Source organism: Mesorhizobium sp. M0701 (assembly GCF_040320365.1).
Taxonomy (GTDB): domain Bacteria; phylum Pseudomonadota; class Alphaproteobacteria; order Rhizobiales; family Rhizobiaceae; genus Mesorhizobium.
Map to the genome: position 1 here is coordinate 21,404 of NZ_JAMYPO010000014.1, position 25,406 is coordinate 46,809.

20 protein-coding genes, 1 tRNA gene and 2 pseudogenes are annotated in these 25,406 nt (G+C 60.9%); 11 read left to right on the forward strand and 12 right to left on the reverse strand.

Annotated elements, in window-relative coordinates; translation table 11 throughout:
* Window positions 1-133: 133 nt before the first annotated feature.
* From NKI24_RS15755 to NKI24_RS15775, 5 genes are all read left to right on the forward strand, one after another.
* Complete coding sequence (locus tag NKI24_RS15755; protein ID WP_352746492.1) at window positions 134-1,780, forward strand: putative glycosyltransferase family protein; 1,647 nt, start codon at window positions 134-136, stop codon at window positions 1,778-1,780.
* A 100-nt stretch (window positions 1,781-1,880) separates the two neighbouring features.
* Window positions 1,881-2,525 (forward strand): hypothetical protein, encoded by a 645-nt coding sequence (locus NKI24_RS15760; protein WP_352450582.1) that lies wholly within the window; start codon window positions 1,881-1,883, stop codon window positions 2,523-2,525.
* A 14-nt stretch (window positions 2,526-2,539) separates the two neighbouring features.
* Window positions 2,540-3,817 (forward strand): glycosyltransferase family 4 protein, encoded by a 1,278-nt coding sequence (locus tag NKI24_RS15765; RefSeq protein WP_352450583.1) that lies wholly within the window; start codon window positions 2,540-2,542, stop codon window positions 3,815-3,817.
* Window positions 3,808-5,124, forward strand: a complete 1,317-nt coding sequence (locus NKI24_RS15770; protein WP_352450584.1) for a lipopolysaccharide biosynthesis protein — start codon at window positions 3,808-3,810, stop codon at window positions 5,122-5,124. Before NKI24_RS15765 ends, NKI24_RS15770 begins: the two co-directional genes overlap by 10 nt.
* Window positions 5,125-5,152: 28 nt before the next feature.
* Window positions 5,153-5,992 (forward strand): class I SAM-dependent methyltransferase, encoded by an 840-nt coding sequence (locus tag NKI24_RS15775; RefSeq protein WP_352450585.1) that lies wholly within the window; start codon window positions 5,153-5,155, stop codon window positions 5,990-5,992.
* A gap of 114 nt (window positions 5,993-6,106) precedes the next feature.
* On the opposite strand, the gene NKI24_RS15780 is transcribed toward NKI24_RS15775, so the two are convergent.
* The 4 genes from NKI24_RS15780 to NKI24_RS15795 all read right to left on the reverse strand — a co-directional run bounded on the left by NKI24_RS15780 (window position 6,107) and on the right by NKI24_RS15795 (window position 12,318).
* A complete protein-coding gene (locus tag NKI24_RS15780) occupies window positions 6,107-7,285 on the reverse strand; it encodes an acyl-CoA dehydrogenase family protein (RefSeq protein WP_352450586.1) in 1,179 nt (392 codons plus the stop codon).
* 77 nt (window positions 7,286-7,362) lie between these two features.
* A complete protein-coding gene (locus tag NKI24_RS15785; RefSeq protein ID WP_352746497.1) occupies window positions 7,363-10,338 on the reverse strand; it encodes an amino acid adenylation domain-containing protein in 2,976 nt (991 codons plus the stop codon).
* 47 nt (window positions 10,339-10,385) lie between these two features.
* Window positions 10,386-11,432 carry a TubC N-terminal docking domain-related protein gene (locus NKI24_RS15790; RefSeq protein WP_352450588.1) on the reverse strand — a complete coding sequence of 349 codons (1,047 nt, stop codon included), beginning with the start codon at window positions 11,430-11,432 and terminating at the stop codon, window positions 10,386-10,388.
* Between the two features lie 256 nt (window positions 11,433-11,688).
* Complete coding sequence (locus NKI24_RS15795; protein WP_352450589.1) at window positions 11,689-12,318, reverse strand: 4'-phosphopantetheinyl transferase family protein; 630 nt, start codon at window positions 12,316-12,318, stop codon at window positions 11,689-11,691.
* Window positions 12,319-13,114: 796 nt separating this feature from the next.
* On the opposite strand from NKI24_RS15795, the gene NKI24_RS15800 reads away from it, so the two are divergent.
* Entirely contained in the window at window positions 13,115-13,312 is a 198-nt protein-coding gene (locus tag NKI24_RS15800) for a hypothetical protein (protein ID WP_352744570.1), read from the forward strand.
* A gap of 313 nt (window positions 13,313-13,625) precedes the next feature.
* Here NKI24_RS15800 and NKI24_RS15805 read toward each other — a convergent pair.
* From NKI24_RS15805 to NKI24_RS15815, 3 genes are all read right to left on the reverse strand, one after another.
* Window positions 13,626-13,710: transfer RNA gene (locus tag NKI24_RS15805), tRNA-Asn, on the reverse strand.
* A 250-nt stretch (window positions 13,711-13,960) separates the two neighbouring features.
* Window positions 13,961-15,250 carry a GNAT family N-acetyltransferase gene (locus NKI24_RS15810; protein WP_352746502.1) on the reverse strand — a complete coding sequence of 430 codons (1,290 nt, stop codon included), beginning with the start codon at window positions 15,248-15,250 and terminating at the stop codon, window positions 13,961-13,963.
* Window positions 15,251-15,928: 678 nt separating this feature from the next.
* On the reverse strand, window positions 15,929-17,920 hold the full coding sequence (locus tag NKI24_RS15815) for a polysaccharide biosynthesis/export family protein (protein WP_352746505.1): 1,992 nt from the start codon (window positions 17,918-17,920) through the stop codon (window positions 15,929-15,931).
* A gap of 204 nt (window positions 17,921-18,124) precedes the next feature.
* On the opposite strand from NKI24_RS15815, the gene NKI24_RS15820 reads away from it, so the two are divergent.
* The 5 genes and pseudogenes from NKI24_RS15820 (at window position 18,125) to NKI24_RS15840 (ending at window position 20,876) form a co-directional block, all read left to right on the forward strand.
* Entirely contained in the window at window positions 18,125-18,319 is a 195-nt protein-coding gene (locus NKI24_RS15820) for a hypothetical protein (RefSeq protein ID WP_352450595.1), read from the forward strand.
* A gap of 193 nt (window positions 18,320-18,512) precedes the next feature.
* Window positions 18,513-18,791: a hypothetical protein gene (locus NKI24_RS15825; RefSeq protein WP_352450596.1), complete on the forward strand. Its 279-nt coding sequence runs from the start codon at window positions 18,513-18,515 to the stop codon at window positions 18,789-18,791.
* Between the two features lie 321 nt (window positions 18,792-19,112).
* Entirely contained in the window at window positions 19,113-19,952 is an 840-nt protein-coding gene (locus NKI24_RS15830; protein WP_352746509.1) for a LuxR C-terminal-related transcriptional regulator, read from the forward strand.
* A gap of 101 nt (window positions 19,953-20,053) precedes the next feature.
* Window positions 20,054-20,361: pseudogene (locus NKI24_RS15835) on the forward strand (PIG-L deacetylase family protein); the annotation flags it as partial.
* A 218-nt stretch (window positions 20,362-20,579) separates the two neighbouring features.
* A complete protein-coding gene (locus NKI24_RS15840; protein WP_352450598.1) occupies window positions 20,580-20,876 on the forward strand; it encodes a hypothetical protein in 297 nt (98 codons plus the stop codon).
* A gap of 810 nt (window positions 20,877-21,686) precedes the next feature.
* Here NKI24_RS15840 and NKI24_RS15845 read toward each other — a convergent pair.
* From NKI24_RS15845 to NKI24_RS15865, 5 genes and pseudogenes are all read right to left on the reverse strand, one after another.
* Window positions 21,687-22,385: a LuxR C-terminal-related transcriptional regulator gene (locus NKI24_RS15845; protein WP_352746663.1), complete on the reverse strand. Its 699-nt coding sequence runs from the start codon at window positions 22,383-22,385 to the stop codon at window positions 21,687-21,689.
* A gap of 523 nt (window positions 22,386-22,908) precedes the next feature.
* Window positions 22,909-23,145, reverse strand: a complete 237-nt coding sequence (locus tag NKI24_RS15850; protein ID WP_352746512.1) for a hypothetical protein — start codon at window positions 23,143-23,145, stop codon at window positions 22,909-22,911.
* Window positions 23,146-23,370: 225 nt separating this feature from the next.
* The gene (locus tag NKI24_RS15855) at window positions 23,371-24,075 is read right to left on the reverse strand and encodes a Crp/Fnr family transcriptional regulator (protein WP_352450599.1); all 705 of its coding nucleotides are present in this window, start codon (window positions 24,073-24,075) and stop codon (window positions 23,371-23,373) included.
* Between the two features lie 158 nt (window positions 24,076-24,233).
* On the reverse strand, window positions 24,234-24,908 hold the full coding sequence (locus NKI24_RS15860) for a protein-L-isoaspartate(D-aspartate) O-methyltransferase (protein ID WP_352746666.1): 675 nt from the start codon (window positions 24,906-24,908) through the stop codon (window positions 24,234-24,236).
* Between the two features lie 187 nt (window positions 24,909-25,095).
* Window positions 25,096-25,191, reverse strand: a pseudogene (locus NKI24_RS15865) (type II toxin-antitoxin system Phd/YefM family antitoxin); the annotation flags it as partial.
* Window positions 25,192-25,406 lie beyond the last annotated feature (215 nt).

Sequence of the window (25,406 nt, forward strand, 5' to 3'; positions counted from 1 at the left end):
TCACGCGGCCGGGCGCCGCGGCTATGACGTGGCGCCGCCGCTCTTCTGGTCCGGTGTCGTTCTCCTGGTCGCTCCGACCAGCCTTCGCATCGCCTGGCCGACAACAGCCCGGGGTGAGCGCCTGTTCCTCCTGTTGCTGCTTGCCGAAGCCCTGTTCTATTGCAAGAACGTCTATTCCCCGACGAGCTTCAGCGGTTACGACGAGGTCTTGCACTGGATCGCGGCCCAGGATCTCATCACGGCCCGCCGGCTGTTCCTGTCCAACCCGCTTTTCCCGATCGGGCCAACCTATCCCGCCCTGGAAATCCTGACGACGGCGATCGTCGATCTGACGGGACTGCCCTTGTTTGTGGCGGGGACGCTCTTGTTGGCCATCCTCAAGGGCACGTTCATCGGTGCCCTGTTTCTGTTCCTCGAAAGCATCGCTGGGTCGCCGCGTATCTCGGCCATCGCCTGTCTGGCCTATATGGGCTGCTCAACCTTCTTCCTGTTCGATTCGATGTTCTCCTACGAGAGCCTCGGTATCGTGCTATGCGTGCTGATCTTCGCGGTCGAAGCAGCGTCCAAGGATCTCGTCGGGCGACCGAGGCTGAAGTCGTTCGGGCTGATTGCCTTGCTGTTGGCAAGCCTCGCGGTCACGCATCACCTCTCTGCCGCCTTCGCCGCCATCTATTTCGGAGCGCTGGCGGCGCTCGAGACGTTGCGCCGGCACGATCCCCTGCGGATCAAGACCAGCACTGCCGTGGGCCTCGCGGCGATCCTCGCCATAGCCCTGCCGTCCCTGTGGGTGCAGGCCCGTGGCATCCCTCTCACAGGCTATCTCGGCCCGGTGATCGAGTCCGGTCTCGACACATTGCTCCGGAACATCCTGGGCGCGCCCACCCCGCGGTCGGAGCACCTCGGAGCGCCGGACAAGGCGCTCTACATGCGGCTGACCACCTTGCTGGCGCTCCTGCTGGTGGCCCTCGGACTGGCAACGGGATTCTTTCGGTCGCTGGCCATGGCAGCGCCGAGTGGTGCGCGGTCCGGTTGGCGTCCGATCCAGGACATTCTTAAACGCCGCTGGCGCGATAGCCGCCTCGTGCTCCTCAGCTTGCTGGCCTTCGGGCTCCCAGTCTCGGTGGCCTTCCGACTGACCGTCGCCGGATGGGAAGTCGGCAACCGCATGGGAACGTTCGTGTTCATCGCCGTCGGGCTGGTCGTCGCGGTGAGCATCGTCCACTTCTGGCAGGGCCGCACGCCACGCGGGTGGCGCCGCATCGCACCGGCCGTTGCTCTGGTGATCATCGTCCTGGGCGGCGTCACGAGCTCTTCGATTAATCCGATCCATGGGCGCTACAGGGTGGCCGCGGATCACGAATCCATCGAGCCGATGGGGATCGAAACGGCACGCTGGGCCAAGGAATGGCTCGGTGCTGGCAACCGCTTCACCACCGACCGCATCAACCGCCTTCTGCTTGCGGGCTACGGCCGGCAGGACGTTAGGGTCACCATCGTCGAAGGCGTCGATCCCGCGCGAATTTTCGAGGCCGAGACATTGGGGCCCGACGAGTTTTGGGCCTTGGCGCGAAGCAACATCGATTTCCTGCTGATTGACCTGCGCCTGACTACGGCTCCGCCGGTGCTCGGCTTTTACTTCCAGCCGTGGGAAGCGCGGCAGGGAGCGCCGCTCTCGGGCGCAGCGCTGCTCAAGTTCAATGACGTCAAGGGCGTCACCCGCATCTACGACAACGGCTGGATCGTCATCTATGACGTGAGGGGATTGCATGAGATTTTGTAGCAAGTGGGACCTTCTGGCCGCGTGCCTGTGGGCGGGGGCCGCGGTGGCGGCCGTTGCGGTCAGCGACAGCTTGCTCCTCCGTACTGCCCTGGGCGCGCCCATGGTGTTCCTCGTCTCGGGCCACACGGTGCTGCGGGCCATTGGCGTCAGGACAACCTCCGCGTTGGAACACTTCGTCTACGCGGTCGGAGCAAGCCTGGCCGCCAGCATCGCCGGGGGCTTTGCCCTGAACGCCGCAGGCTTCCTTACGCCGCTCGGCTGGGCGGTGTGGTTCTGGGCGGTGACGGCCGCCGCGGCACTGGTGGCCGCCGGCCGCCGCGACACTCCCGATCTGCCAGCCTGGCCGGCTCCGGCGCGGGTCCGGCTCTGGCAGGGGGCTGCGCTCATGCTAGCGCTGCTTGTAGCGACCGGAGCCTATGCGTTGGCCGTCCGAGACGAAGCGGCCTACCGGGAATTCAAATACACTGCGTTCTGGTTGTTGCCGTCGGCCGGTGGCGAGTCCGGCCGGATCACCGTCGGCATCAGGAGCGCCGAGACTCGACCTCAGCGATTCGACCTGGAAATCACCCTCGATGGGCAGCCGTTCGCCGTTTTCCGATCGCTCACCATCGCGCCGGGCGACACTTGGGCGCGGGAAATCCCGGTGCCCGTCTTGGCAACTCGCCAGACGGCCGAGGCGCGGCTTTATCGACCGGAAGACAACCGGCTCTATCGCAGCGTTTCGACGCTTGTGCCGCGGATCTAAAACGAGGCTGTACCATGCGCATCCTGCTGCTATCGCAGTTCTATCCTCCGGTGATCGGGGGAGAGGAGCGGCACGTCCGCAATCTCGGCGCGGCGTTGGTGGAGCGGGGCCATCATGTCAGCGTCGGGACCTTGATGCATCCCGGATCGCCCGCAACCGAGCTGGACGGCGCGGTTCGCGTGCACCGCTTGCGCGGCACGCTCCAGCGTCTGTCAGGCCTCCACACCGATCCCGAGCGCCGCCACGCACCACCTTTCCCGGATCCCGAACTGGTGCTAGCCCTGAAGCGGCTGGTCGCTCAGGAGAGGCCGGACATCGTCCACGCCCACAACTGGATCTACGCGTCCTTCCTGCCGGTCAAAGTTCTCAGTGGGGCACGCCTCGTGGTCACTCTGCACGACTACGGCCTTGTCTGCGCCAAGAAGAACTTCATGCACTTGGGGACCCATCTCTGCAGTGGCCCAGCACCGGCCAAGTGCTTACCTTGCGCCACCGGGCATTACGGAGCCGTGAAGGCAGCCGCGACCACCTTGGGCAACTGGGCTTCGAGCTTCGGCGCTCGGCGCGCTGTGGACCGCTTCATCGCGGTGAGCCACGCGGTGGCCAGCCACACCGGCCTCACCCAAGGCCGCGCCCCCTACGAGGTCATTCCCAACTTCGTGCCCGACAATGTCGAGGTACTTGGCCCGGAAGATCCCTGCCTGCGGGAGCTACCTGGGCATGGATTCATCCTGTTCGTCGGCGACATGGCGCGCCTCAAGGGCATTGACGTTCTCCTGCAAGCCTATGCCGGCCTGGAGCGGGCGCCGCAGCTGGTCCTGATCGGGCGCCGGGCCGCCGATACACCAACCGAGTTTCCGCCGAACGTCCGCGTCTTCGGTACGTGGCCGCATTCCGCCATCATGCATGCATGGCGGCGCTCACTGTTCGGCGTGCTACCATCGGTGGGACCTGAAGCCTGCGCGACGGTCATCATGGAAGCCATGGCTTCCGGCAAGGCAGTCATCGCAACCGATGTCGGCGGCATGCCGGATATCGTCGATCATGGGGAAACAGGGCTTCTCGTGCCGCCCGGCGACGCGCACGCCCTCGCCCACGCAATGCAGACACTTCTGGATGACCGCGCCTTGCTGGCCCGCCTGGAGACGACAAGCCTCGCCAGGGTTGGATGCCTCAAGGCCGGAGCGGTCGTGACCCGGATCGAGCAGGTCTACCGGGACGTCCTGCGCCCAGCCGCCAGCAGGCCTGCGGTGCCGGCAAACCAAGGTTCGGGAGAGCCGTCATGCCGGTAGACCCCGCCGGGACGGCCATTATTCGCCTGCGCCGGGAGCTTCGAAAGAGCGCCGCGTTCGTCATGAATTCCGGCGCTCTGGCGATCGGAACGACTGCAACGGCCGGTCTCGGGTTTGTCTATTGGTGGCTCGCGGCCCGGCTGTTTCCGCCTGAGGTGATCGGCAACGTCTCCGCCCTCCTGTCCGTGATGGCGCTCATCGGCCTGCTGGGGGACGCCGGGCTGGGGACGTTGCTGATGGGTGAAATCGTCCGGCATCCCGGCAAGGAGCGCGGCCTCGTGGCCGCTGCAGCGTGCGTCGGGGTGGCGCTGGCGGTCGGCCTGGCCTTGTTGTTTGTCTTCGGGGAGGCGTACCTCAACAGCCCGACCGGGCCGATCGACGGCTTGTTCGTCGGCGCTACCTTCGTCCTCGGCTGCGGCCTGACCGTTCTCGGGATCGTGGCCGATACGGCGTTCATGGGCAACCTGCGCAGCACCGGCAAGATGATCCGGCAAGTGCTGTTCTCCACGTTCAAGCTGATGCTGCTCGCCGCGGCCGCCGGCTACGCCTCCAATGCCGCGCTTCTTCTGACCTGGGTGGCCGGCTTGCTGGCGGCCTGTATCGGCGTCGATCTCTTGACCCGGGGCGGCGCGCGTCGCCTCTTTGGGATCCCCGATTTCCAGCTGCTCCATGCGCTCCGACGCAAGGTGTTCGACCACTACGCGCTCGATGTGGCTTTGCAGGCCCCGGGCACCATCATGCCCTACCTTGTGCTGGTTCTCCTGTCGCCGACCACCAATGCCGCCTTCATGCCGTTGTGGATGCTGGTCTCCTTGGCCTCGTTGATTCCCGCAGCCATGGCCACGATCCTGTTCCCCGTGGTCAGAACAAGCCCGAAACAATCGAGACGCGACATCCTTATGTCGCTGACGGCGTCATTGCTCTTCTCGCTGGTCTGCGCCGTCTTCGTCTTCACCTATTCGCAGGAGATCCTTGCGGTCTTCAATCCGGCCTATCCTGAGATCGCCGGTTCGAGCCTGCGCTTCCTCGGCTTCAGCCTGTTGGGATCAACGCTCAAATTTCATGCCTGCACGCTGGCGCGGCTGGGCGACAGGATGCGCAAGGCATCTCGCTGGTTCGCGCTGGGCGGGTTGCTGGAGCTGTGCCTCGTGATCGCGGGGGCGAAGCTTGGCGGACTTCAAGGCCTGGTCCTGGGCTGGACGCTCGCCGTTAGCATCGAGGGCGTGTGCGCGGCCCTGACTTTGGCCTTCGCGATGAACCTGAATTCCGCCGGCAGTCCTGTGCACGAAGGGCCGCCGGTTGCGTAACCATCTGAGACTTGAGGAGACACCGCTCATGGCGCAACGTTATCGACCGCAATTGGATGGCCTGCGGGTCATCGCGACAAGCGAGAATTCTTTATCGCGCGCGCGTACTGCGCCACGCTACCCCCATCCCGGCGACTCGACCGCGATCGGAAGCAATGTTGCTTACAGGCTCGGCAAGTTGAGAGACCTGGGACTGCTACAGGGAGTCTGGCTCGACTGCGGCTGTGCCGAGGGCGGCTACACCGAGGCCCTGGTCGCCTGGGGTGCCCAGAAAGTCATTGGTGTCGATCCTGAACGATCGAGGATCGACGAGGCCATCGCTCGCAAGCTGGTGAATGATGAGAAGCTTAATCGGCGGCCAGATGCGATCGAATACCACTGCTGCACCGACGACTTCCCATTACCGGATGCGTCCGTTGATGCGACATTGTTGAATGAGGTTCTTGAGCACGTCGCCAATGAGGCGGCCACGCTGCGCGAAATTTGGCGAGTCCTGCGGCCCGGCGGTCATCTGGTCGTGATGAGTCCAAATCGCTGGTTTCCATTCGAGGGCCATGGGATGCGGTTTCTGGGCCGCAATTTCGGTTTCCCTATCCCACTGCTTCCTTGGCTGCCGAGTTCGTGGTCGGCTCGCGTTATGGCGGCACGGAACTACTGGCCGCATGAATTGCGGAATATTGTGGCTGCGGCGGGTTTCGAGATACAGAAGGTCGACTATGTGCTGCCGGTGTTGGAGCGTTATCAATGGCTGCCGGCTAGCGTGATACCGACCTACCGGCGGCTCATGCCACGGATCGAAAAAACGGCTTTGCGGAAATTCGGCGTTTCAACCCTGGTCGTAGCGACCCGCCCCGTCGGCCACACTTAACTGGCCAGCTTCGGAGACCGGTGCTCCACTCCGCCGAGCCATGACGAATTGTATTCGAGTTGAAACGAACTGGAGAGCCGGACGGTTGGCGCGGTGGGATGCTGCGCATCAGGCTCACGACATCGACGCGACCACCTCCAGCATCACCTCCGTCGCGCCGCCGCCGATGGATAGGACGCGGGCGTCACGCGCTATGCGCTCGATCGGGCTCTCGCGCATGAGGCCCATAGCGCCGTGGAACTGCACGCACGTATACGCAACCTCGTTGACGAGTTCGCCGCAGATGGCCTTCACCATCGAGACCTCGCGCAGGCAATCTTCGTCCGCCGCCATGCGCCAAGCGGTGGCATAGAGAAACTGGCGGCCTGCCTCCACCTTCGCAGAGAGCATCGCGAGACGTTCACGGATCGCCTGCATGTCCCATAAGACGCCCCCGAATGCGCGGCGAGCTTTCACCCAGGCGAGGGTCATATCGATCGCCGCCTCGGCCGCCCCTATCGCCATGCCCGCGAGGACAAGGCGCTCGTTCTGGAAGTTGCGCATGATGGAGTAGAAGCCCTGTCCCTCCGCGCCGAGCACGTTCTCGGCGGGGATACGGCAACCGTCGAAGACGAGCTCCGCCGTATCGGAGCAGCGCCAGCCGTGCTTGTCCAGCTCGCGGGCGACGCTGAAGCCTGGCGTGCCCTTCTCGACGAGGAACATCGTGATCCCGTGGCTTCCTGCCGAGGGATCGGTCTTGGCGCCGACGCAGTAGAGATCCGCGTGGACGCCGTTCGTGATGTAGAGCTTCGTGCCGTCGAGGACGTAAGAGTCGCCCTCTCGGCGGGCGCGCGTGCGGATGGCCTTCACGTCCGAGCCTGCATCCGGCTCCGTGATGGCGACCGCGGTGATCACCTCGCCGCTGATAATGCCCGGCATCCAGCGGGCCCGCTGGGCTTTGGTCCCGTCGTGAAAGACATGCACGGAAGCCATGTCGGTATGGACCAGCGTCGCGCTTGCGACGCCGCCATAAGTCGAGCGCCCGAGCTCCTCGGCGAAGATCGTCGATGCGACCGCGTCCATCTCGGAACCACCGTACTCGGCCGGGTAGCGGATGCCGAAGAAGCCGAGTTCACCCATGCGGCGCAGGATCGGACGGGGAATGAACCCGTCCTCCTCCCAGCGATCCGCACGCGGCTTGATCTCCTCCTCGACGAACCGGCGCACCTGGTCGCGTAAGAGCTCATATTCCCCCGCCGCCCAAGGCAGCCCCGATCCTCGCGCCGGTACCCAAGCTTTGTCCATCATCTTCATCCGCTCTGCTCTGCAGTCCAACGCAAAAGCTTCCGTCCAGATTGGTACCCAAAGGCCATTCGGAGGCCTTGCGAAAGCTAGAGTTCGATTTCCTCTCTCGGTCCTTCCGAGACTGAAGGGGCTCCGGAATCGGCCACCCAGAGCATTCCGTCGATCACTTCCGCCAGTCCGGCCACTGTCGGGCGCTCGAAAAGGTTGCGAAGCTGCACGTCGACGCCGAAGCTCTGCCGCATGCGCGACACCGCCCGCATCACCAGCAGCGAGTGCCCACCCAGGCCGAAGAAGTTGTCGTCACGGCCGATCGACTCGACCTTGAGGAGATCGCACCACAGCGCGGCCAGCGTCTTCTCGGTCGCCGTCGAGGGGGCGACGAAGTCTTGTGCAGGCTGGATGTTTTCCGCCGTCGGCTCGGGAAGCGCAGAGCGGTCGATCTTGCCGTTGGACGTGAGTGGCATCCGTTCGAGGCGAACATACTGCGTCGGAATCATGGACTCCAAGAGTTCTTCGGCGAGGTGGGTGCGCAGGTCCGCCACGGTCAGGGGTTTGGACGAGACATAGTAGGCCACAAGTCGTGCGATGCCGTCTTCGGCCGCTGGCGGTTCGACATAGCCGATTTGGGCCATGATCTCCTTGATGCGGGATAGGTCCAGCTCGTCGTTGAGTTCGTCAATGGCTTCATCGCGCGTCTTCTGGCCGAGACGCACATCCCAGCTGTAGGGAAGGGCGTAGTTGTGATGTCCCCGCTGCTTCTTATGAACGTAGATGCCGACATCGTTGATGAGACAGTTCGTGGAGCGTCCTGTATCCGCAGGCCGATCCCATCCCGCCTGCGTCTTCAGGAAATCGAGCATGTCCTCAAGAGGGACGCTCCAGTAGCGGTAGAAGTCGATGAACTTCACTTCCTCGAATACTGAGTCGTTCCGGAAGGCATCCACGTCGAGATAGCGCGACACAGCATCCTCGCGGCGGTGATACTCCTTGCGCGCCTCGGCGATGAGCGCGTCCAGACGGGCCGGATCGTAGTCGTCCCGCTTGAAGACCTCCTCGGTCAGGCGCGTCTCAAAGAACTGGCCGCGGGACAACCCAGTCACGATGTACCCGATCCCTAGTTCGCGGGCGACGTTCGTGGCCAGGGTGTAGATCGTCTTGAAGCAGCCGTTGCAGACGTTCGCGAACCGTTTCAGGCTGTCGACGAAGATCTCGTTCATATGCGGCGTGCTTCCCCAGTGGTGATCCACGCCGAGGGAGTTCACGAGCCGCCTGATATTGGCCTTGGCTCCTTCCGAAATGAAACCGTTGTCAAGGGTGAAGGTAAGCGGCTTCACCCCCATGGCGACGAGCTTGCACAGCATAAAACTGCTGTCTTTGCCGCCGCTCAACAGCACGATACAGTCGTAAGGTCCCTTCCGGTTAGCCTGCATCTCCGCGATGAGAACCTGGAGGTCATCCGATGTCTTGAAATAGGTCTGCGCCTTGTCGACGTAGGTGTCGAAGGCCCGGCACAGATTGCAGACGCCTGCCGCATCGAACGTCGTGCCGGGCAGGCCGGACGCAACACCGCACCGTTCGCAATAACGCACTTGTGTCTCTGGTTTCGCCACCGAGGTGGCGATGGCAGCGACAGCGCATTCCTGAACGTGCGGGTGCTGCAGAAGCCGGGCTTCGATCTCGCCCAGCTCGATACGCGCGCCACCAACCTTCACCTGGTGATCGGCGCGGCCGAGAAAGTCCAGGCGCCCTTCCGAGTTCCAGCGGGCGAGATCGCCCGTCCTGTACAGCCGCAGCTTCGAAAACCCATCTCTCGGATCGACGGCCGTGAGGAAACGCTCGTCGGTCAGGTCAGGGCGATTGAAATAGCCTCTCGCGAGACCGTCGCCGGCAATGAACATCTCACCGATGATGCTGCGGGCAGTGGGCTGATGTGCCTTGTTGAGCACGTAGATGCCCGCATTGGCCGCCGGAACGCCGATCGGCACCGATGCGGATTGATCCCGGTCGATGTCGAAACGGTGAATCATGCAGCCCACAGTGGCTTCGGTTGGTCCGTACTCGTTGTAGATCTCGATAGGATGGGGGACGGCTTTCGTGATATCGCGAGCCAACTCGGTCTTGAAGTCCTCGCCACCCACGATGAACTTGCGCAGCCTTGTGGTCTCAAGATTGCGGTCGCGGATCATCGCGAGATGCGCCGGCGTCAGCTTCATGATATCGACGGCATTGTCGTCGATGACCTTGAGCACGACCATGCTCTGGACTCCGGGATCACCAAGATAGACCACGATGCGGCCGCCGGTGATGAGTGGTGTGAAGAGCGTCGTGACGGTCAGATCGAAGGCGAGGGATGAGAAAAGGGGCCATGCGAGACGTTCGCCGCAACTGTATACCCGAGCGGCCCACCCAATGTAGTTCACCAGATTCCGGTGCTCGATCACGACGCCCTTGGGCGTGCCGGTCGAGCCGGAGGTGAAGATGATATAGGCGGCGCCGTCCGGAGTGGCAGCGGACGGTCGGGCCGAGTCCGGCTGATGTAAAATCGACCCGAAATCGGCGTCGAGCACGAAAATGTCGGCAAAGTTCGGGGAAATGACGGATTGCAGGCGCGCCTGAGTGATCGCCACCGGCGCCCGCCCGTCGGTCCCGTTGGCAATGTCCTTCAGGATTGTTGCCAGACGCCCCTTCGGCGTTGCCGCATCCACCGGCACATAGGCTGCGCCGGACTTCAGGACGCCTAAGATCGCGACGACGACTTCAATGGAGTGCTCCATGAACACAACGGCAATCCGACCCGGCCCCACGCCGGTCGATGTCAGATGCATGGCCATCTGGTTGGAGCGTTCGTTGAGCTGCTGGTACGTCAGCGTTGCATCGCCGAAGCGGATCGCTTCAGCGTCAGGACTACGCGTCGCCTGGTCGCGGAAGAGATCGATGATTGTCCTGTCCGACGGGTAGGGCGCTGCCGTGGCGTTGTACTCGACAACCAGCGCCTGATGATCGGCATCTTTCAGCAGGGGAAGCATTACGCCCTCCGCCGCGATAGGAAGGACTTCATTCATGAGATACGCTCCCCATTGCGGAAGTCAAAAAAATCAAATCACGTCAATCATTCAGCTTTTTGGGTTGCCCGGCGATAAAGCTCTGCAATGGCAGGCGCGTCCGGTTCCTCCAGCATAAGGGGACCGTTGCAGTCCTCGGGCCCGAAATAAAATTCGGCATGCGGCACCACTCGAAGCCATCGGTGCGGTGCTGCACCCGATCGCAGCCAGGCCTTGTTCGGAAGAAATATGCATACTCGACCCGAATACGGAGTGGGAATGTACCGCCGCAAAGCCGTGATCGCCGTCGATTTGAGTCGAGCTCTGCTCGCCAGCACCGGATCTGTCGTGACAGGCTCTTTGCTTTTGCGAACGAGGGGCACGAGGGCGGCGCGGACGCGCTCGCCGAGATTCCGGAGGCGACTGCCGAAATATCGGAGACGGGCGCCGAATGTCGGCAGCTTCGCCATCTCTCGCAGGCACGAATCGGCGCTCCGCCTGGCATAGAAATACAGCAGACGCGGCAATTCCTTATAGGTGGTGGGGTGAAGAGGGCCAAAGAGCGCTATGCACGGGACCTCCGCTCCGCTTTGACCCAGCATTTTCGCCAGTTCGAAAGCGGTTGCAGCGCCGGAGCAGTAACCGGCGATGATGTACGGACCGGTGGGCTGATATTCGACGATCTGGCGGGCGAAGTACTCGGCGATATCTTCGACGCGGTCCATCGGATCGCTCTGCCCATCGAAGCCAGACGGTTGGAGTGCGTAAAACGGTTGATCGCCGCCCAGGTGCTTCGACAGGTCCGAGAATGAGAACGGCGCCCCGATATGGCCGGGTACGGCGTAAATGGGCGTGCGTGTTCCGCCAGACTGCAGGGGAATGATTGCAGGCTGTTGCCGGGCCGCCGCCGTGGCCATATTCAGAAACGCGATGATCTCGCCCTTCCGGTCCCGCAACTGGTCGCGAAACTCCGCCGTCAGTGCGCCAGCTGGGGCGTTGCACCGCAGCCGGTCGCCCTCTACCCAGATCTTGATGTCCTTGACCGCGAGGTCTGCGAGAAGCTCCGGGAACTGCATCACGTCCGCCGACATAGGTCTTCCGATCACTTTCTTCATGATTCACGACGGAGCCGAAGTGGTTCCCGCGTCCCAGTTTCTCCAGCACGACGGTTTCATCGATGAAACTGCCGCGCTTTCTCCATACGCCCGGGACATGTCAGTGAAGCGCTGTCCCGTGTTCTCAACCGCGACCCACCGCGAAGTGTGGGGAACAAGTCCGGTTCGAATGAACTTGCGTGCAGTCCAATGGAATTGGTTGAGCTCCTCGTTTATCCGCGGTGCATCGTAAGTGAATTATGGCATCGCGGGCACTTCAATTCCGGACTACCACCCAATTCCGGACTACCACGGTCCCGATGTACCCAGGTTTCGGTACGAACCTACGGACAGCCCATTCCCTTTCATCCCAAGAAAGGGATTGCCCTAAGCCGCACCCCAGGGCCTTAGAGATAGCCTCCAGCCGGGTCCAGCGCCGGAGGAAGCCTTCCAGCCGGTCTTTCGGACCAAGGGCGGTGTAAGACCGATACTCGGAGGCAGAAAAGCAATGCGCTGCGATCTCGTCCGCTTCGGGCACAGCCAGAACTGCCTCGATGTCCACCCCAACCTCCTGCCTGGTCGAGAGGGCGACGACCGCGACATCTCCGGATCGCGAGACACTGAAGCGCAAATCGCGAGCAGGCATGCGGTGCGAGAGGTGGGGTTTGCCTAGGCGTCCATATTCTAGTTCGATGTCGGACGGCGAGATTCCCAGTTTGGAGGCGAGGACCCGGCGCAGCTGCCCGCGGGTAGCGACATAGCGGCGGCGGTCCCGCTCCAGTCTCAACCCCTCGGCGCGCCGACGTTCCTCTTCGTTGAGGCAAACGCCTATCTCGCGGATGACGTTCTGCTCCGCATCGAGCATGAATGCCAGGATCTCCAAACCATCGTTCTCGAGGACCGGCATTATGATCCCGGGTCTCAGCTCGAGTTTATCCAAGTTTGGAGGGGGCGGTGCCGGCTCCGCAAGAGGCTGACTGACGCCGAATCTGACGGGTCGAATTGATCGATGTCCCGAGACAGCATGAAAATTCCAGCTCGTGCCCAATGCGTCATGGCCCTCGTCCCCGCCCGCGCCACAAAATTGGATAAAGTCGAACTCAGGGCAGCAGTCAGAAGTCATACGTGGATTCCGATCGCTGGGAGCGCTCATGCGCACAAGTGCAATTCTTTCTAATGAACGGCAGCGCCATTCTTGCGGATTTCCCTAGTGAAACAACCGCGTAAGGGCGAAAACAAGGAGCGCCTGGTGGCTATTTCGAGGTATGGATGGGCTACATCAAACGACCCAGACATGCTGCTGCTCCCAAAGGGGTCTGCCGGAGGCGAAACTGCCAACTTTATCTTGCCGGATTGACAATGAACTGGCGCTCCAATGATCTCCTGCTCTGACGAGCAAGGCTGCTGCGCCGGCTTTTGCCAAAAAGCAGTTACCTGGATGCGGAATTACATCAGATCAAAGCAATCTCCGCGCTTCGCTTGTGCGGCTGAGTGGGCGCCTGGGCGATGCGCTTTTGCTGCTGGACGACGGAAGCCTCCCGGCCTGGCCGCGCGGCTTTTATGCCTTATGGAAGACTTGGTTTCTGGGGACGACGCGATAGCGCCGTCGTTAAAGATCCAATTCGGATTACCTCTTCTGAGTAATTGATCGGTTCTCAATAGGTCCGCATCGCCAGTCCCGTTCGAACATCGCCGATTTCGGCTTGGTTTCCACAGCGGGCCCGGCTGGCGTCCTGCTCGGCGGTGGAGGCACGCAGATAGAGTTGGGCGAGGCGGGCGGCGATCTCGACCGTCTTTCCGGCGAGCTTGGATTCGCCGCCCAGCGGGCGACGCGCGCCAGTCCCGCATTGTGGGCGTTACGCAGCCGCTCGGGGACGATCATGACGATCGGTGCCCGATAATCTCCGTAAGATCCCAGCCAAACAGCGCGCCGGCCGCATGGTTGGCGAACCGGATGACACCGTGGACGTCGATGGTGAGGATTGCAACCTGCGTGGCGCCGGCAAAGCCCATCATCGCCCCGCGGGCGATCTCGCTGCAGCGGAGCTCCAACTGCTGGATGACGGATGACGAGCGCCGCGGCCGCTGCGGTGAACCTCGCCCTGCCGGCGGCGGATCTGGTGGACCAAGGGTACTCCTGCACGGGAAGAAAGGCGGCCGAAAGGCGCTTATTCAACCACTTAAAATGGTGGCTACGCGGCTACTTGTAATCTATGGCTCCAGCGGTAGGAGTCGAACCTACAAGCCTTTCGGCGTCGCATTAACCGTGCGGTGCGTCTACCAATTCCGCCACGCTGAAACATAGATTAGGGAGCCCGCCGCGCGAACTGGTGCTCTGATCCCGAATTGAACGGAATACGCGCTGTGCTTATCCGGCACTGCCGATAGTCCAAAGTGGCCAGCACCGACAACGGTCACATCGCATAAAGTAAGCAAATCCAACCTCCCCTTGGTCCTCGCCTGCCGAAGGGCCGAACCCGCCGATCGATTGTGGAAGAGCCTGCCCAATACTTGATACAAAGTGGCGGCTCCTTTTTTCAGTCGACGCTTCAAGCCGCGGCCTGTTTCATGTGAGCAGCAATGGTCCCTAGCACCCGCTTGGCACCGCGCAGCTGTGCCTCGATGCGGCGCTCTGGACTGTCTCTGCCTATTGCGATCCACTTCATGGGATGCTCCGCATTGGCCAGGTGGGACTTGTGCCCGGCGAAGCCTGCCAGAAAATCGTAGCCGCACTCGCCGCGTCCGATGCTGTCCTCAATAGCCAGCACATGGCTGATAAGCCCTGGCTTGAGCCGGCCATCGCGCTCATAAAGAAAGCCGCTTTGATAGTTGAGAACACGGCCGTCACACACGAAATTGTACAGGACCCCGACTGTCTGGTCCCCGGCCAACGTCTGTGAAATGCGGACGGTCCCCGTGGGAACGCCGCGCGCAATGAGCTCCTCGTGAAATCGACGGAAGCTCGGGTTGGCAAAGGCTCCCCTGCGTCCCCATCGCGCCTGATGAAGCTCGGCCAGCAAATCAAACGCGGCGAGCGCCTCCGATGTCACTTCGACAGTCCGGAACGCAACGGGGCCGCGTTCCGCATATAACCGCATGGCACGGCTTACCGCTTGGCGAGTATTGCGGCCTAATGTGGCGCGGTAATTTGCGCCTTTCTGGCGGACTTTGGCGAAATCGATCCACCGTGCCGTATCTTCTGCTTTCACCTCAGTAAGGAGCCCGGCCCGGCCCGCGGTGCGACAAGCGGCCAATTCGAAGTCGGAATCAATTCCGGAGAACACCAGTTGGTCAGAGCGGCGCAAGTGATGCGCCAAGGCCTCGACGCATGCCGCTCGAGTGGCATCGGCCAGGGATCGCTCCGCAAGAATATCGTTATACTCGATGAACAATCGATCGAATCGAACATCTCCGGTTTCATTGAGCAGCCAACGCGCCCGCGCATGCCGCCCGAAACTCCACGCCCTCCGCCGGCAAATAATCGCCAAGCCAACGATCCTGCTTGACGTCCGAGCGACTAGAACATGTGGTTGCGCGCCCCCCGGCAGATGCCGCAGCCAAGTTCCGATCCAGAGCCAGGACTGATAGAATGAGTGCGTTGCTCGCGCTTCGAGCTCATTCCAAGCGGTCTCGAGTGTCGCGATGTCCGGCAAGTCCTCCACGGTAACGTCGATGACCATATCCTGGCGCATGGCTTGTTCTACTGAAGCCACGCGATAGGGTTCCGCACCGATGGCTGAGACACCAAGAGGTCCTGATATACAACCATCTTCCTGATACTTTGCGCATTGCGGCGGGAATGCCAGGAGTATCCTCGCTGCACGCTGCTGTTCGTCCATGGAGCACCCGGGGTTTTCCTGTTTGGAGAAGACTTCATGTCGGGAGGCGCTAAAAGTGAAGACCCTATTCTTGACTACTCACGGAGAGCCTAGTCTGTGCCGGCTGCAGGAGGACGAGCGACCGCTTCACACGGCGCCTTTTAAAGCGGCCGGGACCAGCGAAGGCGTTTCCGAGGCATTGTCTCAAACCGCAGCGGCTCGCGCGCTCATTTATAGCCGAGCAGGCGAATCCCCATCAGATGCCGAAGAACCGAATTCGTAGTGGGTCTCGATCGCCGCCGCCAAACTCCTTGCATGATCATTTCGAGCATGATCCCAATCGCATAGAGGCTGAGCCGAGCGTCTTGATCTGAATTCAGCAGCTGAGCAGCCAGAGCTTTCTCGATTTTGATAGTGCGCAAATATCCGCTCGGGCGTGCGCGCGTCGTGACAAAATTCCGAAATCTTTGACCAATCCCGCTTGATAGGCACCTGTATCCCGTTCGATGTCATCTCACTGCACCTTTGTCAGTGATCCGAACTCCTGAGCGGAGGCGGACATGCTCCTTATGAAGCGGCTCAAGCTGTCGGCGACGGCGAGTGGTCGTTTCGCTTCCCACTTTCGTCCCGACGAGTTCACTACGCAGACCAGCCATGCAGACCAATCTCCTTGCCGGGCATCAATTTCGGACCGATCCTCTATTCCCTCACCACGCGGGAAGGCTCGACATCGTTGGGGTTCGACGCGGCCGGCAAGCTCTCGCCGGTCGGCCACGAGGTCGGGACCGGCGAACCGGCCGGCTCTCTTGGCTCGCTTTCGCCCACGATGATGTTGACGAGGTCACCTGGCTGCAACAGGGTCATCCCGACGGACTCAATGCTGACCGGCCCCGCTGCCGATTGCCGCACGATTTGATAGGTTGCGCTGTTCGCGTCCTTGGCAAACTGGACGCGGGCCACGGGCAATGTGTACAGGACGCCTTCGCTGGCGTTCAACTCGCGCACATTGGCCGCGATCTGGCTCTCCGCGGTCTCGATCTCGATCTCCAGATCGTTCCTGAGGTCGGCCCGGGTCCGCAACACCTCAGACTCCAGCGAAGCGAGGCGCTGCTTGGCGCTTGCGTATTGGTTAAGGGCGTCCTGCCGACGCTGTTCCGCGTCGGACAACTCACTCTGGATCTGATCCATCACCGTCATGCTGAGAACTTTGCGGTCCACGAGCGTGCGCATGCTGTTGACGCGCTCCTGGCGCAGCTTGACGAGTTTGTCGAGCGACTCCGTGCGCCCATAAGCGACAACATCCTGCCTGGCGGCCTCCAGCGCCCGCAGGTTCGCGCGCTCGCGATCCTTGTGCGCCGTGGCGACGGCCTTGCGCCGCTCGCTCTGCTCGTTGACGAGGTTAGCCGCTTCGGTGGCGCCGGCCAGTTCAAGCAACTGGCGCGGGATAGTGGGTGCTGTACCGTCGCGCTCGGCCTTCAGCACTGCCGCGCGCGCGAGCAATTTCAACAAGGCATCGATCGCCCCGCTCCGCTTCTGGGTCTCACGCACGGCTTCGATCTTCTGCCACGGCTCGCTCTCGGCGCGGTCGAGTCCGCCGGCCAGCGCGATCGCGTGCAGGACCGTCATGCCGGCCGCGTATTTGAACGAGCCTGGATTCTTGACCGGCCCCAGTACGTAAATGGGCGGGCGCTCCAGCGGCAGGATGTTGACCAGTCCCTCGCGGCCCACCAGTTGATTGAAGGTTTCCACCAGGTCGGCCTGTACCTGTTGCGTTGACCGGTTGGCGACCGGAATGGAGCCAAGCAAGGGCACGGAAATCGTGCCGTCCTCTTGGACAATATATTCGCCGCTCAGTTCCGGACGCTGCAGGATGCCGTGCAAGGCCGAAGATGCGCCCCCCCACTTGTCTTCCTCGACGTCGACGCGCTCGTAGAATGCGACCTTGAGGCGGTCACCGACGCCAAACAGGGCTCCGGTTGGCATGCCTGGCGCCTTGCTGAGGGTTTTGGGGCGCTCGGCACTGGTGGGAACGGCAGGGACGACGCTCCGCTCGATCAACGCCGCGGCCGATGCATCCGGTCCCGTGCTGAGGGTTTGGGGGGGCTCGGCGCTAGCGGGGACCTCAGGGACGGCGCTCCGTTCGACGAACGTCGCGGCCGACGCATCCGGTCCCGACACGAGCGCACGGGAGGGTTCGGCCGTGGCGTGGCCCGGCCGTTCTTGCCAGCTATCGATAGCAGCAGACACCTTCTGCATCACGGCTCCGGAGACATTCTCGACCCTCTGCACCACGGCTTCGGAGACATCCTGGATCCTCGGCACCACGGTTCCGGAGACATCCTCGACCTTCTGCATCGCGGCGCCGGAGGCGTCCCTGACCTTCTGCATCGCGGCTGCGGAGGCGTCCTTCACCTTCTGCACCACGGCTGCGGAGGCATCTTCGACCTTCTCCATTAGGGGTCCGGAGGTATCCTCGACCTTCTGCAACACGGCTGCGGAGGCATCCTCGACCTTCTCCATTACGGCTCTGGAAACAACTTCGATGGGCTCCCAGTTTCTGACCGCTCCCGCTCCCAGGACGGCGACCCCGGAGATCCCCAAGACAAGCAGGACGGCCTTCATTCCGCTGCGGCGGGCCGCCTGTGACAAGGGAGTGACGGGCTCGGAATTGTGTTTTGCATCCATGGCCATGGCGCGTGGCTTTCAATTTCAATGGTAGCCAGCCCATCCCGAAGTCGCGAGCATTCGGTCGACGGGGAAGGCTCTACCTTATCGTGACCCTTCACCGCTAGCGGCACAACTATCCCTTTGTAGGCACTCCTTCCGGATAAACGCCCCCTCCGGCGAACTCGCCCAATGAGCAGATTGTTGCTGCGCTGAAGGAGAACCCCTTTGATGGCAAACGGGACAAAGGCGATCGAACGCAACGAAGAGCCGGAAATAGTGGTCCGACGCAGCGTCTCGAACCCCCTGCGGCCCCAACATGCATTCGCAGAATGGCTGGCCGTCTCCAACTTCGTCGTCCTGGCTCTGGAAAACGAGCCGATCACGATCTCCGGCTCCGATCATTCTGCTACGTCGATCCCCTGATCGACGGCTGACCCGCCTGATTTGAAGAGGCGAACCTCGACGAAGCCGCCAATCTTGGCAATTCTACCGCGGTAGCAATAGCAGAACTGGCCCGCCTCACTCATTTCTCTCGCCGGATCTCACCCAAAGGACTTCCCCGGCAGCGCTGCCCCGATATGGGCCGCCCCAGGGGGCGCGCCAGGCAACTCCTCTGTTGCTCACCGCAGGTGCAACGCAACGAAGGCAGACCATCGCCCATTTCGATGCCCGGAAGGTATCCGAGCTGTTGTGCGCGCTGCGGCTCATCGCGCTGGCCCACACCCAGTCGCCACGCCAGCTGTGGCACATTGCTCCTCAAGCTGGTGAAGCTCGGGCGCTGGTCAGGATCAGCGCGCGCCGCGCCAAGATCGCCTTCTCCTCGGCCTGCGCCGTCATCCCAAAATGGCGGCTGGTCGCGGCGCGGGTCGCCTGGGCCAGCGGTTCTCCCGCCTGACACGCCGCGCCCCCCCGCGCCAGAGCGGCGGCACCACCCACGCCCCACGGGAGACCAAGTCCGGCAACTCTCGCGGTCCGCGCATGCGGCGCCACGATGGTGCTGGTTGCCGCCCGGAGCGGCTGAAACCCAGGGCTCGCACTCCTCACTAAGGCCTCGGGCTTGAAAATCCGGGGTACCCCTCGACGAAGTTACCCTACGCCTAAAGAGGGTGTTCTTGTCTAGGGTTTTCCTAGCGTAAGGTAACACGGTCAAAAAAGAAACTATGCGAGGAGCGCCTTGCGAGACGCGCGTACCTCAATCGCGTCAGGGGAGGCTACGATGACAATGAAATCCTTGATGATCACAAAGTCTTTTATGACAGTGCTTGTCAGCCAAAGCGAGTTACTCCGAGAGGGCCTTGTTCTAATTCTGGATGCAGCAAAGTTTCGTATTCTTTTCTCTGCGGCTTGTGTTCACGACCTCCTGCAGAAGCCGCTGCCCGAGCACCGGTCCATCTTGCTCATCATGGATGTCGACGGTATTGATGCAGATGCTGGATTCGCACAAATTTCAGAATTTAAAGGGATTTATCCGACCAGCCATGTCGTTGCGCTAGCCGATCACTGTCGACCGAACGACATAGTTTCAGCCCTTCGTGCGGGAGCTGACGCGTATTTGACAAAAGTTGCCGCTCACGACACCTTCATCAAAGCTCTCGAATTGGTTATGCTAGGGCAGACGGTTCTACCTGCGGAAACTTCGACGTTTATTCAGGACATAAGACATGGTTTGAAATATGATGAAATAGCAGTACATGAGTTTACAAATGTGGCTGTTACAATGGAGAACGCTGATCGAAAACCATCAATGCTGTCAGCTCGGGAAGATTGTATTATACGTTGCCTGATCGGAGGGGAGTCTAACAAGACAATCGCGCGCAAGATTAACATCGCCGAAGCGACGGTGAAGGTACACGTGAAGGCCATCCTTCGAAAGATTCGGGTCGTCAACCGTACCCAGGCTGCAGTTTGGGCGATGAACCATGGTATGCTCACTTCCGCTCCTGGCAAAGGTCCGTCAGGGACCGAAAACACGGCTACTCAGCCTTCTCACCATCCGCAAGAGCTACTTGAAGGACAAAAGGAGTACCACCTTCTCAAGAACACTCATCCTGTGTGACCGCCTCCGGGTCTTGACAGCGACGGATCGCAATGGGGCGCTGAGGTGGACCCTCCAACGGGACCACAACCCGGCCTTTAGTGATTGCAGTCGCGGATTTCGCAGACAGATGCCGGGTTCATAGCGACGTGGTGTTAACCCAAGCCAAGTTCGACGCCCATCAGGACCCCCGGGAGGTTCAACCAACTGACCTGGAACGTCTTCCGCGATCATCTGGTGCCACCCCAATGCCTACGTGCCGCTCACGGCCGACGTGCTGGAACGCAAGATCGAGCTCCTCGACAAGCACTTCGGAACGCGGCGCACCAAGGACTGGTTCGACCGTCAGACACTCGCTGGGCTTGCGAGGTTGCGCTGGATGGAATGCCGGGCACCCGAGCATTTCGCCGAGGCTTTCACGCTCCGGAAGGGAAAAATACTTAGCAGTTTGCGAACATTCTCTCGCAAAAGACTTACGGGGCGACCGTCGAAAATGGAGTGGGCCTTGAACTCACAGTGTGATCTGCTTAACTAGTTGTTCTACAGTGGTCCGGCAAAAAAGACATCTACAAGCAAAGATAGTACAGAACTAGCCATGTGCAAGCCGATCGTTTCTACTATCCATTTTGAAGTTGAGGGTGCATCAAAGTGGGCAAGGGAAAAATAGCTCCTGGATTTTCGTTCAAAAAAGCGCGGATCGGAACGGTCGAGGGCGGAGAGTCCGGGGTTTTGGTGTGGAAACGGGATCAACTGGTTGCGGTCCTTACTCAGATCGACGAGGAAGCCTACTCCACGAAGGGCAAATGGTTCCTCGAGACAGGCTTCGGGCTGCTGAGCGGGCAGCACAAGAATTTCGATACGATCGAAGAAGCCATAAGATGGGTGGCCAGACACACTTTCCCTGACAGTGCAGATGGATCGGCCGATTCAGCGGCAGAAAGTTAACCCGATTTGCGGTCAGCTTCCCGCCTGGCGGAAGTCGCGCATTCCCTTCTCAATCGATCGTCCGCGAGGCAAGTTTCCTGTCGCCTGGAAGCTTCTTGGGTTGCGTGCCCATGCGGGTCCCAGCGAAGTCTTTCGGCCCATGTCTCATACCTACCCTCGCCGGGCGGGACTTAGCCCCGCCGTCACCTTATTGGCCAGCATTATTGGTCCGCAACTGAAGTGAGGTCGTGCTCATCACCGGCAGTGCACCGTCGGCGGCCCTTATCGTCCTCATGCCAGCCGTCTCGGCGCAGTGTAGCTGACGACGAGAGCGGCGTGAGCACTCCACGCCTGAACATCCTGCAGGAACAGGGGACGGTATGTCTACGCCGCCCTGCCGGTTGGGATCGAGCGCAGAGAGCTTCGGCGGCCGCATGCTCCCCGGATCCGGGGCCATGCGGATCCTCCATTCCGGCTGTAAGGTCTACATGCTCGGCTGAGGATTTACGCCTTCCCTATTGGGTCTCGGTTGGCACCTATGGTGGAGGCCCGAGGCGGACACACTGCCGACGACACCGCGGCCTTGGAACAGCTTTCCAAAGGACTGGAGAACAAGATCATCGCGACGAAGCCGGGGCTTCGGAGCACCCCGCCAAAATCCTCCTACAGCATGGTATCAGGAAGCTAGGGGCAACTCGCGGCTGGCCCCTGTACCTCGGCTGTATCTCGGGCGCTTCCCGGATGCCATTCTGCAACGGAGATCCCGCGACTGTCAATAAGACGGCCCGCGGGATTCACCCGAGGCGGGCCGTCTTATTGCTTAGGAACGCTTCAGGAAGAGTTCCTTCTCGCGATGAGATCGTTGACCTTGTAGGCGACTTCCGTGCGGTTGGTCGCCTTCAGCTTCTTCATGATGTTTCGGATGTGGACCTTCACGGTGCTTTCTCGCAGGTTGAGTTCGTAGGCGATGATCTTGTTCGCTTTTCCGCGCCGGAGCGCCTGGGCGACCTCGGCCTGCCTAAGCGTGAACATGCCCTTCAAAGGCTGCGTGTCGCGGCTGTCCGAACCTATCAGGTGGCGCATGCAAAGGACACTGCTCGCAGTGACGAAGATACCTCCCGCTGCCGCAAGGTTTATAGCCTCGACACAGACATCAATTCCGACCGAGGTCGGAATGTAGCCGCGTGCGCCGCATTCGAGAGCGGTCAATATGTGTGCAAGATCTTCGGTGTCGGCCAGGATAACTACAGGGACTGATTTGAATTCGGACGAAATATGCCTAATCTCGTCTGCGATCCCATGATCGGTGACCTTCCGGCCGCCAAGGTTCAAGAGTATGGCTGCAAGGGGAGGGACCGAGCCCTTCTTCACGCGCCATTCATCGATCGAACCCATGGCCGCGATTTCCATGCCGAGTTCGTGGTCCGCAAGGGCAAGAGCGAGACACTCGCGGTCTAGGGCCCTTCCGTCCAGGACGAGGAGGCTTCCTTTGCCTACATGGCCGTGGACGCTTTTCGTTCCTCTGGACAGGACTCCTGACCGATTGGCCGTGTGTTTATGCCGTCCTGCTGTGGAATCCACGTCAATCCCCAATCTTTTCGCACAAGCCGCGTTGCGGCTGCCAAAACACCCCTCATTCTTCGCAATCTGAAAGCTTGAATACGCTGCCCTGTGTTTGAATGCACTTGTGATTGAACACCCAGCCCTTGTGAAAGCGTGAGGCTCACCCAGCAGTTTCAGCAGTTCTTCGCCCCTAGCCGAGAACAGCTTGTGCAGCCTATCGTCTATTTATAAGCGTTCTCTAACATAAGTTAATTTTTAGAAAATTTCGCGTCGACGGTCGCCTGAGGGCATGTGTTGAGACCGCGTCACCCCGCCTTGAAGCTCCCGCGAGTTCGATCGTGACGCGCAGGTCCGGTCAGATTCAATCCCTTTGGCCATGTGCCAACCGTTGAAATGGTTCCCGATCGCTCAAGGAATGCCAAGGAGTGGGATAGCTCTGCGAGGTTGCCTAACCAGGTAGGCGATGATGCCATTCTCAGGATGGGACCGCTCAGCCAAACCCCAAGTCCAGCAGCCATTCGAGGGAGGATCGGTAGTTCCTCGCGATTGTGGACGAGAATTCCTGAAGGTGGATATTGGCATGACCAGGGTGCAGTTCGTGGCATCCGTAGCCAAGCGCTTTTAGGCCCGAGAACACCCGGCTGTAATTGCCGCCGTTTATGGGCAGCTTACGCGCATTTCGGCAGCACGTTCTCCTCATGCGATAGGCCATGGTGCCGTCGGTCATGATAATCGGGCCTTTGCGGCTGCCCTCGTCAAGATAGACTGCGGCCAGGTAAGCCCACTATCAGCCCGGAAAACATCGTCTGGAACTGTTCCAGCGACGGCGCACTGTCGTCTTCCAGCAGAAATTTTGCTGATGGCCTGTGCGGTGGCGCCCAGCACCGCGCCGCAGGGGGCGACGCGAAAGCCCCGCTAGAGACGGTTGAACCCGAGCTAGAGGGAATAACCTTTACCTGAGGTACTCGCTGTCGAATCCGGCTGTTTTGACCAGCTTCTTGCGGTTGATCACCTCTACATAGCCGGCCTTGAAAGCGACGAGATCGGCCTTGCGGAGTTCCCTCAACGTCCGATTGAGGTGAACGGTGGTCATTCCGAGGATGTCGGCCAATTCGTGTTGGGTAAGGGGACACTCATATCGTCCATGGGCCGACAGGCCAACGATCGAGAGCCTCTCCTCCAACTCGAGAAGGAAATGGGCGGTGCGGCTCATCGCGTTCCGCCGCCCGGCATTCATGAGATGTTCGGCAAGGATGGCGTTCAGGCGGGCCAGGGAGCAGGCGATAGTCTTGCCGAGCCGGCCTTCCGACAAGATGGCCTCTACCAGTTTCTTGCTGGAAATTTCATAAACAGCTAGTTCGGTTATGGACGCCAGGGACGCTAAACGAGGTCCGTCCACGGAACGGAAACCGACAATGTCCCCCCGCAGAGGAGTGTCGATGATCTGCCGTTCTCCGTCCAGTAGTCCGCGGTAAAGGAGGGCCCAACCCGATTTTACGATGAATATCCCATCGTTGTTGTCATCCTGGCGGCATATCACCGAATGGGGTTTGTAAATTCTTGCGGTAACACCGAGAAAATCGTTGTTACCCCAATCGTCCTTCGAGAATGTCCCCCCTACGGGATGCGAGTGTATGAACTGCAACAGTGTTTGCATGTTGCTTCAATTTCCGCACAACCTACAAATAATTGCTCCCGTACGAGTTCACAGAAGGACCACCTACGGTAGAGGCAGGATGGCCTACTGTCCTCGTCTGTTTGAATGAGGTAGATTGACGGTCGGAAAAGCGCGGTCGCCCCAGTTGTCGCACCTCACTAGACGGTTTCGAGCCGGCTGAACCGAACCGGGATGATTTTCCGGGTCTCGAGCTGCCCTGCCGCATCCTTGGCGATGACAGTCAGAAACTGTGCTTCTTTAGATCCCAAAGGCAGAACCAGGCGTCCCCCCGGCTTGAGTTGCTTCAGAAAAGCCGGCGGTGTCTGCTCAGCCGCCGCCGTGACCAGGATCTTGTCGAATGGGGCGTGCTCGGGCCAGCCGCGAGACCCGTCTCCGACACGAATGCCGACATTGGATAAGCCTAGCTCCTGCAAGAGAGCCTCCGCACGGCTTACGAATTCCTCGATGATTTCTACGCTCCAAACCTGCCCAGCGAGTTGCGCGAGGATTGCGGTTTGATAGCCCATGCCAGTGCCGATCTCGAGCACCGCCTCGTGCGGTTGGGGAGCGAGGAGATCGGTCATGAGAGCGACGATGAATGGCTGCGAGACGGTTTTATCGAAGCCGATCGGCAGCGGCATGTCCTGGTAGGCATAAGGTGCAACCGAGGCTGGCACGAAGAGATGCCGCGGCACTCGCCGCATCGCTGCCATCACCCGCTCATCGAGCGCCGCCTTGCCAAGTTCTTCGCTTGCAAGATCGGTGTGAATTGCAATCATCTCGACCATGTGCCTGCGTAGGACCGCGAGGTGCTCTTCGTTCATTGGCTTCATGACGGTGGGGCTTTCCTCAACCAGCTTGCTGCTGGTGAGCATTATATCCTGTTCGTCACGGTAGCGCCCGCCATCGTTTCCATTACGGGTGCCCAGGGCAAGCGTGGGTGACCGTCTTGGCAGGCTATCGCTGGCGGCGACCCTGGAGATTCTGGGCGCTATAGCCCCATAGCGGTGTGTCCCACATGCCGCGCGAAATAATCACTTCCTCGCCGGCCTCGACTTTCGCCAGCAGTTCGGAGAGATGGGTCTTGGCCTCGCCGACCTTCACTGTGATGGTCATTTTTCCGTCCTCGTGTGGCGTTGTACGCTGTGGCCACGGCCACTCTCGTCGCGTGAGCGCAGCCTTGCACGACAAACGCGATTTTGCGCGACCATAGCGTCGATTCCGCCGGTTGGTCAGCGCTTGGTCAAGTCACTATCGATAAGCGGTCATTGTCGATAGTGTTCTTTGGCCTCAGCATCATCTTCGGTGACTATGGCTTTCATTTCCCGATT

Bases quoted from the DNA above. Each gene is read 5' to 3' on its own strand.
- NKI24_RS15850 (WP_352746512.1), bottom strand. From the start codon at position 23,145: ATGACCGACGGCACCATGGCCTATCGCATGAGGAGAACGTGCTGCCGA.
- NKI24_RS15770 (WP_352450584.1), top strand. From the start codon at position 3,808: ATGCCGGTAGACCCCGCCGGGACGGCCATTATTCGCCTGCGCCGGGAG.
- NKI24_RS15795 (WP_352450589.1), bottom strand. From the start codon at position 12,318: ATGCCGGTCCTCGAGAACGATGGTTTGGAGATCCTGGCATTCATGCTC.
- NKI24_RS15860 (WP_352746666.1), bottom strand. From the start codon at position 24,908: ATGAAGCCAATGAACGAAGAGCACCTCGCGGTCCTACGCAGGCACATG.
- NKI24_RS15790 (WP_352450588.1), bottom strand. From the start codon at position 11,432: ATGAAGAAAGTGATCGGAAGACCTATGTCGGCGGACGTGATGCAGTTC.
- NKI24_RS15785 (WP_352746497.1), bottom strand. From the start codon at position 10,338: ATGAATGAAGTCCTTCCTATCGCGGCGGAGGGCGTAATGCTTCCCCTG.
- NKI24_RS15815 (WP_352746505.1), bottom strand. From the start codon at position 17,920: ATGGCCATGGATGCAAAACACAATTCCGAGCCCGTCACTCCCTTGTCA.
- NKI24_RS15780 (WP_352450586.1), bottom strand. From the start codon at position 7,285: ATGAAGATGATGGACAAAGCTTGGGTACCGGCGCGAGGATCGGGGCTG.
- NKI24_RS15775 (WP_352450585.1), top strand. From the start codon at position 5,153: ATGGCGCAACGTTATCGACCGCAATTGGATGGCCTGCGGGTCATCGCG.
- NKI24_RS15820 (WP_352450595.1), top strand. From the start codon at position 18,125: ATGGCAAACGGGACAAAGGCGATCGAACGCAACGAAGAGCCGGAAATA.
- NKI24_RS15830 (WP_352746509.1), top strand. From the start codon at position 19,113: ATGACAATGAAATCCTTGATGATCACAAAGTCTTTTATGACAGTGCTT.
- NKI24_RS15760 (WP_352450582.1), top strand. From the start codon at position 1,881: ATGGTGTTCCTCGTCTCGGGCCACACGGTGCTGCGGGCCATTGGCGTC.
- NKI24_RS15765 (WP_352450583.1), top strand. From the start codon at position 2,540: ATGCGCATCCTGCTGCTATCGCAGTTCTATCCTCCGGTGATCGGGGGA.
- NKI24_RS15810 (WP_352746502.1), bottom strand. From the start codon at position 15,250: ATGGACGAACAGCAGCGTGCAGCGAGGATACTCCTGGCATTCCCGCCG.
- NKI24_RS15855 (WP_352450599.1), bottom strand. From the start codon at position 24,075: ATGCAAACACTGTTGCAGTTCATACACTCGCATCCCGTAGGGGGGACA.